At 74.5% G+C, this 13,922-nt stretch carries 17 protein-coding genes; 4 read left to right on the top strand and 13 right to left on the bottom strand.

The window, feature by feature from the left end; translation table 11 throughout:
* Positions 1-2: 2 nt before the first annotated feature.
* Positions 3-1,256, top strand: a complete 1,254-nt coding sequence (locus PH191_RS12910; RefSeq protein WP_274194998.1) for a hypothetical protein — start codon at positions 3-5, stop codon at positions 1,254-1,256.
* A 6-nt stretch (positions 1,257-1,262) separates the two neighbouring features.
* Here the strand turns inward: PH191_RS12910 and PH191_RS12905 are convergent, their stop codons facing one another.
* Complete coding sequence (locus PH191_RS12905) at positions 1,263-1,916, bottom strand: hypothetical protein (protein ID WP_274194997.1); 654 nt, start codon at positions 1,914-1,916, stop codon at positions 1,263-1,265.
* 118 nt (positions 1,917-2,034) lie between these two features.
* Between PH191_RS12905 and PH191_RS12900 the strand changes: the two genes are divergently transcribed.
* From PH191_RS12900 to hypF, 3 genes are read left to right on the top strand one after another with little or no spacing between them, the layout of a single operon-like run.
* Positions 2,035-2,382 (top strand): helix-turn-helix transcriptional regulator, encoded by a 348-nt coding sequence (locus PH191_RS12900; RefSeq protein WP_274194996.1) that lies wholly within the window; start codon positions 2,035-2,037, stop codon positions 2,380-2,382.
* The gene (locus PH191_RS12895; RefSeq protein ID WP_420791803.1) at positions 2,379-2,642 is read left to right on the top strand and encodes a HypC/HybG/HupF family hydrogenase formation chaperone; all 264 of its coding nucleotides are present in this window, start codon (positions 2,379-2,381) and stop codon (positions 2,640-2,642) included. Before PH191_RS12900 ends, PH191_RS12895 begins: the two co-directional genes overlap by 4 nt.
* Before the next feature lie 24 nt (positions 2,643-2,666).
* The gene (gene hypF, locus PH191_RS12890) at positions 2,667-4,913 is read left to right on the top strand and encodes a carbamoyltransferase HypF (RefSeq protein WP_274194995.1); all 2,247 of its coding nucleotides are present in this window, start codon (positions 2,667-2,669) and stop codon (positions 4,911-4,913) included.
* A 56-nt stretch (positions 4,914-4,969) separates the two neighbouring features.
* Here the strand turns inward: hypF and PH191_RS12885 are convergent, their stop codons facing one another.
* The 12 genes from PH191_RS12885 to PH191_RS12835 all read right to left on the bottom strand — a co-directional run bounded on the left by PH191_RS12885 (position 4,970) and on the right by PH191_RS12835 (position 13,921).
* Complete coding sequence (locus PH191_RS12885; protein ID WP_274194994.1) at positions 4,970-5,293, bottom strand: hypothetical protein; 324 nt, start codon at positions 5,291-5,293, stop codon at positions 4,970-4,972.
* Between the two features lie 20 nt (positions 5,294-5,313).
* The gene (gene hypE / locus PH191_RS12880; RefSeq protein ID WP_274195292.1) at positions 5,314-6,369 is read right to left on the bottom strand and encodes a hydrogenase expression/formation protein HypE; all 1,056 of its coding nucleotides are present in this window, start codon (positions 6,367-6,369) and stop codon (positions 5,314-5,316) included.
* An 80-nt stretch (positions 6,370-6,449) separates the two neighbouring features.
* The gene (gene hypD, locus PH191_RS12875) at positions 6,450-7,601 is read right to left on the bottom strand and encodes a hydrogenase formation protein HypD (RefSeq protein ID WP_274194993.1); all 1,152 of its coding nucleotides are present in this window, start codon (positions 7,599-7,601) and stop codon (positions 6,450-6,452) included.
* Complete coding sequence (locus PH191_RS12870; protein ID WP_274194992.1) at positions 7,598-7,888, bottom strand: HypC/HybG/HupF family hydrogenase formation chaperone; 291 nt, start codon at positions 7,886-7,888, stop codon at positions 7,598-7,600. Before PH191_RS12870 ends, hypD begins: the two co-directional genes overlap by 4 nt.
* Positions 7,888-8,259, bottom strand: a complete 372-nt coding sequence (locus PH191_RS12865) for a hydrogenase maturation nickel metallochaperone HypA (RefSeq protein ID WP_274194991.1) — start codon at positions 8,257-8,259, stop codon at positions 7,888-7,890. The genes PH191_RS12870 and PH191_RS12865 overlap by 1 nt, the downstream gene beginning before the upstream one ends.
* A gap of 4 nt (positions 8,260-8,263) precedes the next feature.
* Positions 8,264-8,368: a DUF6893 family small protein gene (locus PH191_RS30080; protein WP_420791802.1), complete on the bottom strand. Its 105-nt coding sequence runs from the start codon at positions 8,366-8,368 to the stop codon at positions 8,264-8,266.
* Positions 8,365-8,892, bottom strand: coding sequence for a hydrogenase maturation protease (locus PH191_RS12860; RefSeq protein WP_274194990.1), 528 nt, complete (start codon positions 8,890-8,892; stop codon positions 8,365-8,367). The genes PH191_RS30080 and PH191_RS12860 overlap by 4 nt, the downstream gene beginning before the upstream one ends.
* Positions 8,889-10,238 (bottom strand): hypothetical protein, encoded by a 1,350-nt coding sequence (locus PH191_RS12855; protein ID WP_274194989.1) that lies wholly within the window; start codon positions 10,236-10,238, stop codon positions 8,889-8,891. The genes PH191_RS12860 and PH191_RS12855 overlap by 4 nt, the downstream gene beginning before the upstream one ends.
* Positions 10,235-10,906 carry a DUF6084 family protein gene (locus PH191_RS12850; RefSeq protein ID WP_274194988.1) on the bottom strand — a complete coding sequence of 224 codons (672 nt, stop codon included), beginning with the start codon at positions 10,904-10,906 and terminating at the stop codon, positions 10,235-10,237. Before PH191_RS12850 ends, PH191_RS12855 begins: the two co-directional genes overlap by 4 nt.
* Complete coding sequence (locus PH191_RS12845; RefSeq protein ID WP_274194987.1) at positions 10,903-11,589, bottom strand: DUF5947 family protein; 687 nt, start codon at positions 11,587-11,589, stop codon at positions 10,903-10,905. The genes PH191_RS12850 and PH191_RS12845 overlap by 4 nt, the downstream gene beginning before the upstream one ends.
* On the bottom strand, positions 11,586-12,116 hold the full coding sequence (locus PH191_RS12840; protein WP_274194986.1) for a NifU family protein: 531 nt from the start codon (positions 12,114-12,116) through the stop codon (positions 11,586-11,588). The genes PH191_RS12845 and PH191_RS12840 overlap by 4 nt, the downstream gene beginning before the upstream one ends.
* A complete protein-coding gene (locus PH191_RS12835) occupies positions 12,116-13,921 on the bottom strand; it encodes a nickel-dependent hydrogenase large subunit (RefSeq protein ID WP_274194985.1) in 1,806 nt (601 codons plus the stop codon). Before PH191_RS12835 ends, PH191_RS12840 begins: the two co-directional genes overlap by 1 nt.
* Position 13,922 lies beyond the last annotated feature (1 nt).

The following is a 13,922-nucleotide window of genomic DNA, read 5'->3' as shown; positions in this document are numbered from 1 at the left end:
TGATGGCTCCCCAGATGACGGACGACGCGGATACCTCGAACGGGCGCTCCACCGGCCCGGCCGGGGCGGACGATCGCACCACCGAGGTGGTGCACCTGGCCGAAGAGCTCCTCACGCGGCGTCACGGCGCCACGGTGCGCCTCGCGGATCCGGAGGACCTCGGCGGCAGCACGCGCTCGCTGGTCGTGCGGGTCCGCGTCGCGGAGAACCCCTTCTCGCTGCCGCGCACGCTCGTCATCAAGCACTTCCACGACGAGCCGGGGGCGGGCGAGCAGAGCATCGACCGGTTCCACTACGAGGCCGCGTCGTGCCAGCTGCTGACGGCGATGCCGTCGGAGGAGCGGGCGAGCCCGATGCTGGTGGCCAACGACCCGGCCCACCGCCTGCTGGTGCTCGAGGACCTCGGGCGCTGCGCCACCCTGGCCGACCGCCTCGAGGAGCGTGACCCGAAGGCCGCCGAGCGTGCGCTGCTCGGCTGGGCCCGGGCCCTCGGGCGCATGCAGGCGGCCACGGCCGGCCGCGAGAACGACTTCGGGGCCCTGCTGCGCCGCTTCGGTGAGCGCACGTGGCGCGACCCCCTGGCCGACGACGCCCGCGCGGCGCTGGCCGAGGTGCCCGACCAGCTCGCCCAGCTGCTGCGCGTCGAGGCGGCGCCGGCCGGGGTGGCCGAGGCGCGCGAGGCGGCCCGCCTGCTGGGCGGGTCCGGCCACCGCGCCTTCAGCCCGGCGGAGGTCCGGCCCGACAACTGCCTGCTCACCGGCAGCGGCGCGCGCTTCCTCGACTTCGAGTGGGGCTGTTTCCGCGACGTCGCGCTCATGGGCGCCTCGCTGCGCCTGCCGCTGCCCAGCGGCGGCCCGGCGCGCGCCCAGCCGGCGGGCATGGCCGAGGCGATGGTGGCCGCCTGGCAGGCCGAGATCACGCCGGTCTGGGGCGAGCTCGCGGACCCCGAGGTCCTGCGCGAGCGCCTGCTGCAGGCCGAGGTGCTCTGGGTGTGGCTCTCGACGCGCGCGCTGCTGCCCGCCGTCGTGGGTGTCCGGCCCTCGGGCCGGGTCGCCCGCGTGGTCGTCGCCGACCCGGGCGAGGATGCGCCCGCGGTGCTCAGCGCGCTCTGGCGGCGCCTCGGTACGGACGCCGAGCGCGCCGGGCACGTCGCCACCGCCGAGGTCGCGGCGGCCGTCGTCGGGGCCCTCGGGCGCCACGGCGGCGAGGCCGTGCTGCCGCCCTACCCGGCGTTCGCCGGCTGCGGCCAGGAGTAGAGCCGGCTACGCCGCGACCAGCCGCGCGCGGTGGACGAACGCCTCTGCCGCCGGGCCGGTCCAGCTCAGCGCACCCGCGTCGCGCAACGACTCGGCGTCGCGACGGCCGGCGAGCAACAGCAGGAGTCCGCCCGGATCGATCTCGACGGCGTCCGCGGCATCCTCGGGGCGGCCCGGGACGACGGTGCCGTGGTCGACGTGCACGGCGCGGTCGTCGCCGAGACGCACCGCCACGCGCAGCGTCGCGTCGTCAGCCCCCACCGCCGCGACCAGCAGGCGCGGCAGCACACGCAGGACGAGCCGGCACGCCTCGCGGGCGGCCGCCTCGTGATCGCGCAGGTCCGCCGGGGCGCCGAGGGCCGCGGTCAGGTCGTGGACGTGCAGGCACATGTCGAGGCACTGGGCGCCCAGCACCGGGTCACCGCTCGTGCGGCCGGCCAGCTGGGTCTCCGCGCGGTGACGCGCCGCCGCGACGGCCTCGCGCAGGGTCTCCGGCCCGGCGTAGTGCACCCCGGTGAGGTGGACCGCGAGCTCCGCCACGTCGGCGGGCCCGACGCCGGCGCCGGGCAGCGGCCGCGCCCAGTCCTCGTCCCCCAGCCCGCGGACGTTCTCGCCGGCCACGTCCCAGAGCCCCATCAGGGCCCGTGTCGCATCGTCCATCGGTCCCAGCACCTCGCTCGCGGCCTTGCTCGGCGTCACGACCAGTGCGACCCTATGTGATACACACCACACGAGCAACGGATCCCCTGGACCTCGGGACCCTCGCCAGGGGGCGGCCATGGGCGAGTGCGAACCCCGGAACTTCCTGCGGCCCTGTCTGCTCCTGCTGATCCAGGAGCGGGCCGCGCACGGCTACGACCTCGTGGAGCGACTCCACGCCTCGTTGATCGACGACACCGACGCCGGCGGCGTCTACCGCACCCTGCGCTCGTTCGAGCGCGAAGGCCTCGTCCGGTCGACGTGGAGCATCCCGGCCACCGGGCCCGCCCGCCGGACCTACGCACTGACCCCGGCCGGGTCGGACAGCCTGCGACGCCAGGTCGAGACGCTGGAGGCCACCCACCAGCTGCTGCACTCGTTCCTCGGGCGCTGTGGGCGCGCGATGGGATCGGAGGCGACGTCGTGACCTGGTTCCTGGCCTGCGAGGCCGCCGAGCCACCGGCGCCACCGGACCCGCCCCGGGCGCCCCGCGACGGCCCGGTCTGCATCACCTGCTCCGACCAGGCGGTCCGGGTGACCGTGGTGGCCCTGCACCCCGACGGCACCGCCCGCGTCGACACCGGGGCGGGGGAGGAGGAGGTGTCCGTGGCCCTCGTGGACGCCGCGGTCGGTGACGTCGTGCTCGTGCACGCCGGGGAGGCGATCGCTGCGCTGGGGCCGCCGTGAGGGTGCCGCCGTGAGGATCGAGCCGTGACCGTCCCGCCGCCGGTCCGCGTGCGGGTGCACGTCGGGGGCATCGTGCAGGGCGTGGGCTTCCGGCCCTTCGTGCACGGCCTCGCCCGGGAGCTGGGCCTGGCGGGTTCGGTCGGCAACGACGCCGCCGGGGTGGTCGTCGAGGTCGAGGGCGGCGAGGCCGCGGTCCGGGACTTCGTCCTCGCCCTCCGCGAGCGGCCGCCCGCCCTGGCCGTGGTCGAGTCCGTCCGGTCGGAGGCTCTTCCGCCGACCGGTGCCCGCGGCCTCGTGATCACGGGCAGCGCGGTCACCGGCGCGCGGACCGCCCTCGTGTCGGCGGACACCGCCACGTGCGGCGACTGCCTCGCCGAGATGCGGGACCCCGCCGACCGTCGGTACCGCTACCCGTTCGTCAACTGCACCAACTGCGGACCCCGCTACACGATCGTCCGCGACGTCCCCTACGACCGGGCGACGACGACGATGGCGGGCTTCACGATGTGCGCGCCGTGCGCCGCCGAGTACCACGACCCCGCCGACCGGCGCTTCCACGCCCAGCCCACGTGCTGCCCCGACTGCGGGCCGACGCTGGTCCTGGAGCCCGGAGGGCCGGGCGATCCGCTCCGCGAGGCCGCGGCCCGGCTGCGCGACGGTGCGGTGCTCGCCGTGAAGGGGCTCGGCGGCTACCACCTCGCGGTCCGCGCCGACGACGCGGACGCCGTGGCCCGGCTGCGCGCCGCCAAGCACCGCGAAGAGAAGCCGTTCGCGCTGATGGCGGGCTCCCTGGACGAGGCCCGCGCCCTGGTGGAGGTCGGGCCGGGCGCGGCGGAGGCGCTCGGGTCACGCCGGGCGCCGATGGTCCTGCTGCCGCGCAGGCCGGGGGCGGCGGTGGCGCCGGCCGTCGCACCGGGCAACCGCGACCTCGGGGTGATGCTGCCCTACACCCCCCTGCACCACCTGCTCGCCGCGGAGCTCGGCGTCCCCTTCGTGCTGACCAGCGGGAACGCCTCGGACGAGCCGATCGCCCACGTCGACGACGACGCCCGCGAGCGCCTGGCCGGCCTCGCCGACGGGTTCCTCACCCACGACCGGCCGGTCCACGTCCGCACCGACGACTCGGTGGTGCGCCTGCACCGGGGCGCCGAGCTGCCCGTCCGTCGCGCCCGCGGGTACGCCCCCGAACCCGTGCCGCTCGCCTTCGACGTCGGGCGCCCGGTGCTGGGCTGCGGCGCCGAGGTCAAGAACGCGATCTGCCTCGCGGCAGGCCGGCGGGCGTTCCTGTCCCCGCACCTCGGGGACCTCACGAACCCGGCCGCGCTGCGCTCGTTCCACGAGGCGACCGGGCACCTGGGCCGCCTGTTCGGCATCACCCCGCTCGTGCTCGCGCACGACCTGCACCCCGACTACCTCGCGACCCGGTACGCGCTCGACCGCGCCGACGCCGAGCCCGACCTCGAGACGGTCGGCGTGCAGCACCACCACGCCCACGTGGCCGCCTGCCTCGCCGAGCACGGGGCGACGCCCGACGACCCGCCGGTGCTCGGCGTCGCCTACGACGGCACCGGGTTCGGCGAGGACGGCACCATCTGGGGCGGCGAACTGCTGCTCGCCGGCCTCGCGGGCCACCGCCGCGTCGGGCACCTGGCCACGGTCCCGATGCCCGGCGGGGCGGCGGCCGTCCGCGAGCCCTGGCGGATGGCCGCGGCCCACCTCGGCGACGTCCGGTCGCCCGTGCGCGACCGCCACGCCGACCGCTGGGACGCCGTGGTCGCCCTGGCGCGCTCCGGCATGGCGTCGCCGCCCACGTCCAGCGTGGGGCGGCTGTTCGACGCGGTGTCGGCGCTGCTCGGCGTGCGCGACACCGTCACCTACGAGGGCCAGGCCGCGATCGAGCTCGAGCAGCGCGTCGACCCCGACGAGCGCGGCACCTACCCGGTCACCGCCGGCGACGTCCTGCCCGGTGGCGAGCTGGTCGCCGCGGTCGTCGAGGACCTGGCGGCCGGCGTCGGGACGGGCCGGATCGCCGCGCGCTTCCACCACGGGCTCGCGGACGCCACGGTCGCCGCCGTGGCCCGGCTCGCCGGCGAGCACGGGGTGGGCACCGCGGCCCTCTCGGGCGGGGTCTTCGTCAACGCCGTGCTGCTCGAGCGGGTCCGCGCCGGGCTGGAGGCCGCGGGCCTGCGGGTCCTCGTGCCCACCCGGGTGCCGTGCACCGACGGCGGCATCGCCCTCGGCCAGGTCGCCGTGTGCGCTGCGCGCATGTGAGCACTATGAGGTGCCAGAGCCCCCGAAAGTGCTCACATGCGCGGAGCGCACCCCGCTCAGCCGCCCTGATCGCCCGTCGGGAGGTCCGGGCTGCCCTCGGTGACCGACGGCGTGGGGTGCACGCCGCGGGCATCCTTGCCGGTGCCCTCGGCGTGGGGCCGGTCGGCCGCGCCCTTGCGCCCCGCCCGCTCCTCGGCCTGGCGCGCCACGTCCTCCGCCCGCTCGTTGAGGCTCTCCCCGACGCCCAGCGGGGGCTCCGGGGTCGGGTCGGTGTCGGTCGTCCCCGCGGCCTCCTCGGGCGAGGCCTCCCGGCCGGGTCCCGGCTCCGGGGCGTACTCCTGCGCGCGGAACGCCTTGTGGACGCTCTCGTCCTCACTCATCTGCGCCTCCTTCGGTGTGCTCAGCAGATTCGGGGCAGCGGATCACCGACGAGCACGTCGACGATCCGCGTGCCGCCGAAGCCGGTGCGCAGCAGCACCAGGCCCGGCGGGTCGTCGGCGACCCGCCCGATCGCCACCGCCCCGGCGCCGTCGGGCCGGTCGGCCATCGCCGCCAGCACCGCCGGGGCGCGCTCCGCGTCGACGACGACCACCATCCGGCCCTCGCACGCCACGTACAGCGGGTCGATCCCGAGCAGCTCGGCCGCCCCCGCGACCTCGGGACGGACCGGGATGGTCGTCTCGTCGACGACGACGGCGACGTCCGAGTCGACGGCGATCTCGTTGAGGATCGTGGCGACGCCGCCCCTCGTCGCGTCGCGCAGCACCCGGACCCCCTCGCCGCCCGCGTCGAGGACCGCCGCGGCGAGCTCGTGCAGCGGCGCGGTGTCCGAGGCGAGGTCGGCGTCGATGTCCAGCTCGCCACGGGCGATGAGGATCGTGACGCCGTGGTCGCCGATCGGACCGGACACGAGGACGACGTCGCCGGGCCGGGCGGCCGCGGCGTCGAGCACCGTCGGTCGCTCGCGCACCCCGACCCCGGCCGTGGTGACGAAGAGCCCGTCGGCCTTGCCGCGTCCGACGACCTTGGTGTCGCCGGTGACGATGCTGACGCCGGCCGCGGCCGCCGCGCGGGCCATCGACGCCACGATCCGCTCGAGGTCGGCGACGGCGAAGCCCTCCTCGAGGACGAAGCCCGCCGAGAGCCACAGCGGGCGCGCCCCGCACATCGCGAGGTCGTTCACGGTGCCGTTGACCGCGAGGTCCCCGATGTCGCCGCCGGGGAAGAACAGCGGCGAGACCACGTAGGAGTCGGTGGTGAACGCCAGGCGTGTGCCGTCCACCTCCACGGCCGCGCCGTCGCCGAGCCGCTCGAGCGCGGGGTTGCGGAACGCCTCGAGGAACACGGCGTCGATGAGCGTGGCCGTGGCCTTGCCGCCCGCCCCGTGGGCGAGGGTGATCCGCTCCTCGCGGACCCGCGGGCGACGCCGTCGCACCTTCTCGATGCGGGCGAGCACCGCCTCCTCGCTGCGGTCGGGACCCTGCCGGGGAGCCCGGTCGAGGGCGTCCTGGGCCCAGCCCGCCGTCACGTCGCTGCTCACCGGCCCACCACCACCGGGTCGGGCAACGACGTCGCACCGCGGGTTCGCGAGCGGCTGAACCGCCCGTAGTTGTAGTACGCCGCGCAGGCGCCCTCGGAGCTGACCATGCACGTGCCGATCGGCGTCTCCGGGGTGCAGGCCGTCCCGAACACACCGCACTCCCACGGCTCCAGCGCCCCCTGCAGCACGTCGCCGCACTGGCACGCCTTCGGGTCGGCGACGCGCCGGCCGGGGATGGTGAACAGCCGCTCCGCGTCGAACGCGGCGTAGGCCTCGCGCAGCTGCAGCGCCGACTCCGGGATCCATCCGAGACCCCGCCACTCGAAGGTGTCGCGCAGCTCCATGACCTCGTCGACCACCTCGAGGGCGCGGCGGTTGCCGTCCCACGGCACGACGCGGCCGTACTGGTTCTCGACCTCGCAGCGGCCCTCGGCGAGCTGGACCATCAGCTGGTGGATCGACTGCAGGATGTCCAGCGGCTCGAACCCCGCGACCACCAGCGGCTTGCCGCGCTCGGCCGCGATGAAGCGGTAGGGCTCGCACCCGATGATCGTCGAGACGTGGCCGGGCCCGATGAAGCCGTCGAGGCGCAGGTCGGGGGAGTCGAGGATCGCGGTCATCGGCGGGATGACGACGACGTGGTTGCAGAACACCGAGAAGTTCTCGAGACCCTCGCGCGCCGCCCGCAGGATCGTCATCGCCGTCGACGGGGTGGTCGTCTCGAAGCCGATGGCCATGAACACCACGCGGCGCTCCGGGTTCGCCCGCGCGATCTTCAGGGCGTCGAGCGGGGAGTAGACCATCCGGATGTCGGCGCCCTCGGCCTTGGCGTCGAAGAAGGAGCCGTCGCTGCCGGGGACACGCATCATGTCGCCGAACGCGGTCATGATCACGTCCGGGTCGCGGGCGATGGCGATCGCGTCGTCGACCCGCCCCATCGGCAGCACGCACACGGGGCAGCCGGGCCCGTGCACGAGCCGGATCGACTCGGGCAGGTGGTCCTCGAGGCCGTGCTTGTAGATCGTGTGCGTGTGCCCGCCGCACACCTCCATGAAGGCGTACCGCCTGCCCGGCTCGGCCAGCGCGGCGATGCGGGTGCCGATCGCGCGGGCGGTGTCGCCGTCGCGGAACTCGTCGACGTACTTCACAGTCCCTCCCTCCCGGTCGAGGAGGCCACGAACTCCTCGAGCTCCTGGTCGTAGGCCGGGCCCATGCTGTGCAGCATCTCCAGGGCCGCGGCCGCCTCGGCCTCGTCGATCTTGGCCAGCGCGAAGCCGACGTGGATGAGGATCCAGTCGCCGACGGCGAGCTTCTCCTCGTTGTCGGCCAGGAGCCCGACGTTGACCTTCCGCCGGACCCCGGCGACGGAGACCGTCGCGAGATCGGTGTCGTCGTCGGCGAGCTCGACGAGCTCACCGGGGATGCCGAGGCACATCAGCCCACCTCCTGCTCCGCGCGGACCGGGGCGTCCCGGTCCGCGAGCGTGATCGATTCGAGGACGAGGTCGTCGCCTGCGACGAGCTCGAGGTCGTGACCCGCGCAGCCCGGGCACGTCGTGATCAGCTCGGGGCCGGTCGCCGTCGCGGCGCACCCGTGGCAGCGGACCTCGACGGCGACCTCGACGACGTCGACCGCCGCGTCCTGCGCGACGCCCCCGTCGGCGATCATCGCGAAGGCCTGGTCGAACACCGACCGGTCGAGCCGCTGCAGCGCGCCGACGTGCAGCCGCAGCGCGCGGACGCCCCGCCCGGCGGCCCGGGCGTCGACGGCCTCGAGCACCGCGGCGGCCACCCCGAACTCGTGCACGGCGCTACATCGCCCGCAGGCGCAGGTAGCGCTGGACGTCGGTGCGCGACTCCCACGCGATCCAGCCGACGCCGCCGAGCAGTCCCAGCAACAAGATCTTCTTGGTCATGACGCTCCCACCTCGGTGAACGGACGGTGCTCGATCAGGCGCTCGACGATCCGGCCGACGGCGTCGACGGCCTCGTCGACGGCGGCGGCCACCGGCGGGCTCAGCCCCATGCCGGCCCCGACGTCGGCGGGCACGCAGCCCAGGACGAGCACGCGGTCGAGGCCGCCCTCGCCGACCCCGCGGGCCAGCGCGCCGACGAGCTCGAGGACGGCGTCGGGCTCCATGCCGTGCGGGTCGAAGGCGGCGTCGCCGGTGGCGGCCGTGAGGACGTGCTCGACGAGCGTCAGCGTCCCGGGCTCACCCTCAGCGGTGTCATCGAGCGGGGGCGCCGCGTCGACGACGACGAGCGCCTCGTAGCCGTCGAGCACCTGGTAGGCGAGGTGCATCCCGCGGATGCCGACGTCGACGACGTCCACCGACGCCGGCATCGTTCCGGGCGCGGCGAGCAGCCGCCTCGCCACCTCGGAGCCGAAGCCGTCGTCGGAGAAGAAGACGTTGCCCACCCCGGCGACCAGGATCTTCATGAGGGCCCTCCGTCGACCAGGGCCAGTTCGTCCGGCCGGAAGTAGCGGAAGCGGCCGTGGGTGGCCTGGAGGTCGGCGCCCGGGTCGTCGTCGAGCGACACGGCGACGTGGGTGCCGCCGTCGACGTCGTGCAGGACGGCCTGGACGGTGGCCGCGGCACCGCGCAGGAAGGTGTCCTGCGCGTCGCTGCCGCGGCCCGGCAGGAGGATCACGGAGCTGCCGCGGGCGACCGGACGCCCGTCGACGATCGCCTCGTCGGAATCGGGGTCCACCGAGGCGTCGGCACCCGGGTCCCACCACGGCGTGCCGGGGGTGGCGATCGTCGGGATGTCGTCCGGTGCGCGGCCGTCGGGCCGGATCGCGCCGTGCAGCCGCTCGAACATCGCCGGCCCCATGGCGTCGACCGCGTCGACGATGTGGGCGGCGCGCGGGTCGGTGGCCCGGGCCTCGCGCTTCTCGTCGTCGGTGAGGGCGAGGGTGCGCAGGGCGAGGATCTCGTCGTTCTCGGTGCCGTCGAACAGGTTCGTCGGGCTCTCGGGGGCGAGCTGCGGGTGGTCCTCGAGGATGATCGGCGTCGCGAGCAGCAGCGAGCCGTCGCCCGGCTCGCCCGCCAGCACCGGCCAGCTGTGCGCGTTGACGCAGGCCGCGACGGCGGGCGCGGCCCACTGCGGCGGGTCGGCGCTGGAGAGGAACGCGCCGCGGTCGAGGCCCAGCACGGTGTGCGCCGAGATCAGAGCCGTGCGCAGGGCCTCCGCGCGCGGCGCGGACGGGTCGGCGACGCCGTCGTTGACCACGTCGAGGCGCAGGCGCAGCGCGCCGTAGGGCCCGGGGAGCGGCTCGGTCGCGAGCACCACCCGCCCGGTGACGGCCTCGGCACGCCGGACGAGGTGCCCGCGCCGCGCGCCCGTCGCGTCGCGGATCCACTCCGACGTCGTGGTGGCCGGGCACGCGACGTCGACGGTCACCGGCGCGTCGGCCAGGGACTCGAGTGCGACGGCGGCGTCGACCTGGCGCGGCACGCCCTCCTCCCAGGCGGTGTGGGGGACCCCGTCGACCTCGAGGCGGTCGTGCTCGGTGCCGTCGAGGTCGACGACGCTCCGTCGCTGCAGGCCGAGGAAGCGCAGGCGCAGCCGGAGTGTCGCGCCGGGGCGGGCGTCGATCACGCACTCGGTGCGGCTGGCCGAGGGCTCCGCGAGGGCCGTCGACACCGCCGGCGGCACGAGCACGCCGAACTGCCAGCGCAGCGCGTTCTTCTGAGCCGAGGCGCGGTAGGGGTAGAGCAGGTAGCCCTCGAACAGCACGGCGTCGGCGATCGCGGCCGCGGCGTCGAGCGGGTCCGTCCTCATGACTCGTCACCCGCGGCCGCGAGGAGAGCGGTGAACGTCTGCTCCCAGGTGGGCAGTGCCCGCGCCGCCCGCCAGGCGCTGAGCTCGGCGAGCGTGTGCTCGGGGAGCCGCAGCCACGCCATCCCGTGCTGGTGGGCGTCCATCATGTCCGTCCACACGGCGACCGGGAGCCGGAACGTGGCCTCCGAGTGCCACGGGACGAGCCCGATCTGCACGCCGGACGGCGCCTCGTAGAAGACGGTGCCGCTGAACAACAGGCGCATCGGGGCGTCACCGTCGTCGCCGACGCCGCGGAAGTACCGGGTGGTCGCGACGTCGGTGTCGAACGTCAGCGGGACCTCGAACACGACCTGCTGCTCGCCGGAGAACGACGGCGTCACCGTCGACACGGTCGCCAGCTGCATCGGGTTGAGCGTGCGGCCCCAGCGCGACGGGTCGCCGAAGAGCTCGACGAGGCGTTCCTGCTGGTCGGGGGAGTAGCGGCGGCTGGCGGGCTCGAGCCGGATCTGGGCGCGCAGGGCGAGGGCGTGCACCCGTGTGCCCGTGGTCTCGGTGATCGTGGTGTGCAGCCGGAGGGTCGGGCCGGCGGCCTGCGGGTCGTGGTCGGCGTGGGTCACCGCGAACCCGAACGCGGGTCCCGGCGCGGCGCGGGGGAAGGGCAGGGTCATCGGCTCGGCCCTCCTCGGTGGCTGCTCCCCACGTCGCGGGCCCGCGCGCGGGCGTCGTCGAAGAAGCGGTCGATGTGGATCCACGCCTCGGCGCCGCCGTCGAACCCCCGCCAGTGCCGCCGGACCAGGCCGACGAGGCGGTAGCAGGCGTCGACGGGGACGAGCAGGCACTCCGACCGCGTCGCCCCGGCGACGTCACCGTGCCGCACCAGCAGCGCCTCGACGTCGGGCTCGAGCATCGCGCCGAGCCGCCCGGCGCCGACGCCGTCGACGAACTCCGAGAGGTCGAGCTCGCTCTCGGTCGCGCCGGCCGGGCTCGGGTAGCAGGCCACCACCGCTCCGTCGACAGGGTCGCGCAGCGAGTTGCGCAGGAAGAACGCCATCCCGACCGGGATCTGCAGGGCGTCCCACTGCGCGTCGTCGAGGGTGAACTCCGGGTCGTACCGGTAGCGGTCGGGCACCGTGCGGTACGCCGTGCCGGCCATCTCCCGGGGACGGTCGACGAAGAGCAGCGCGCACGGCCGGCACGCGCACTTCAACGCCCGGCCGGCGACGTCGACGAGGTGCGGGTGCTCGGGGGCGACCTCGGCCGCGCACAGCTCGCACCGCTCCACCGCCGGCTCGACCGGCGGCGCCTCCCGGGGCGCCAGGAAGCGGCGCAGCCCTGCCGGCCCGGCCGTCACGACCCCGCCACCGAACTCGGGGGCCGCACCCCGATCTGCAGCAGCGCCGGCCCGGCGGGCTCGGTGACGAACTCGACGGCGACGACCTCCGGGGCCAGCTCGGACACGGCGGTCCGGACGACGTCGCGCACCGTGTCCGACGACGAGCCGCAGCCCGGCGCCAGCGCGACGTGGACGGTGCCGGTGTGGGTGTCGACGCGCTCGAGGCTGATGCCGGAGCCGTGGTGGCCCAGGCGCCGCCTGGCCGTGTCGACGCCGTGGCCGACCCGTGTCGGGAGGTCGACCGGGTGGAGGTCGTGCAGGGCGAGCAGGGCCGCCACGAGCGGGTCCGCGGCGAGGCGGTGGACGAGCGCGTCGCCCGACCCGAGCCGGACGATCGACACCATCCGGTCCAGGCCCGCGCCGTAGAACTCCATGAGCACGCGCACGAGGTCCTCGCCGGCCTCGCGCGCGGCGGGGTCGGCCGACATCCCGTCGAGCAGCTCGGCGATGGTCTCGGCGACCCGCTCGGTCTCCGGCGGCTCCATCAGGGCAGGTTCAGCTGGGTCGGCGAGGTCTCCCGGTGCAGCTGCTTGCCGTTGCCGAGGTACATGTGCACCCCGCACGGCAGGCACGGGTCGAAGCTGCGCACCGCCCGCATGATGTCGATGCCCTTGAAGGTGTCCGGTCCGTTCTCCTCGAAGATCGGGGTGTTCTGCACGGCGTCCTCGTACGGGCCGGGCGTGCCGAACTTGTCGCGGACGCTGCCGTTCCACGGCGTCGGCGGGTACGGGTGGTAGTTCGCGATCTTCCCGTCGCGCACGACCATGTGGTGCGAGAGCACGCCGCGGACGGCCTCGGTGAAGCCGACGCTCACCGACTCGTCGGGCACGACGAACGACTCCCAGGTCTTGGTGTTCCCGCCGCGGACCTCGGCGAGCGCCTTCTCCAGGAAGTGCATCGCCGCGGCGGCCGCGTAGGCCTGGAAGTAGGTGCGGGCGCGGTCCCGCTCGATGGCGTTGGACAGCGGACGCCCCTGCTTGTCCACCGGCGGGGTCCACGTGAACGTCGTCTCGGGCTTCGACACGGTGCGCGGGAGGTTGAGCTCGACGCTGTGCCCGGTCGACCGGACGTAGCCGCCGGCGTCGACCAGCCCGGCGAGCGCGGTGACCCAGAGCCGTGGGAGCGGGCCGCCGCCGGTGTCCATCGCGAGGTGGTCCGTGCCGTCGAACCAGCGCGGCGACATCGTCCACGAGTACTTGTCGTCGAAGTCGCGCTTCTGCGGCGCCGGGATCGTGTGCTGGTTCCAGGGGTGGTCCATCGACACCGGGTTGCCGAGCGGGTCGCGGTCGACGAACTTCTCCTGGTCCTCCCAGCCGCGGTAGAAGGAACTGCCCAGCAGGATGCGGATGCCGAGGTTGATGTCGACGAGATCGGTGGTGACGAGCTTCCCGTCGACCACGACCCCGGGGGAGACGAACATCTTGCGTCCCCAGTGCGACATCGTCGAGTAGTCGAAGTCGCAGTGCTCCGGGTCGTTGAACGCCCCCCACGAGCCGATGATGACCCGCCGCCGTCCGACCTCCTCGTAACCGGGGAGGGCCTCGTACATGAAGTCGAAGAGGTCGTCGTGCATCGGCACGACCCGCTTCATGAACTCGATGTACCACATGAGCCGGGTCATGTAGTCGGTGAAGAGCTGGATCGTCGCCACCGTGCCGACCCCGCCGGGATAGAGCGTCGACGGGTGGACGTGTCGCCCCTCCATCAGGCAGAACATCTCGCGCGTGTAGCGGGAGACCTTCAGCGTCTCGCGGTAGAACTCGCCGGTGAACGGGTTGAGGGCCCGCATGATGTCGCCGATGGTGCGGAAGCCGTGGTCGTCGGCGTGCGGGCTCGGCGTCCGGTTCGCGAGCTCGAGGACCCCGGGGTTCGTGTCCGCGACCATCTTCTCGCAGTAGTCCACGCAGGCGAGATTGTCCTGGTAGAGGTTGTGGTCGAACATGTACTCGGCGGCCTCGCCGAGATTGATGATCCATTCGCCCAGGTGCGGCGGGCGCACCCCGTAGGCCATGTTCTGGTTGTAGACCGAGCACGTCGCGTGGTTGTCGCCGCAGATTCCGCAGATCCGGCTCGTGATGAAGTGCGCGTCCCGCGGGTCCTTGCCTTTCATGAAGATGGAGTAGCCACGGAAGATCGACGACGTCGAATGGCACTCGGCGACGCGTTTCGCCGCGAAGTCGATTTTCGTGTAGATGCCGAGACTGCCGACGATGCGCGTGATCGGGTCCCACGCCATCTCGACGAGGCCGGTCTTCTGGCCGGTGGTCGGCTTCGGTGCGGTGGCGGTCATG

This window comes from Actinomycetospora callitridis (genome assembly GCF_028737265.1).
Taxonomy (GTDB): Bacteria; Actinomycetota; Actinomycetes; order Mycobacteriales; family Pseudonocardiaceae; genus Actinomycetospora; species Actinomycetospora callitridis.
The sequence above is the reverse complement of the archived record's forward strand: the minus strand, read 5'-3'. Positions and strand labels throughout refer to the sequence as shown.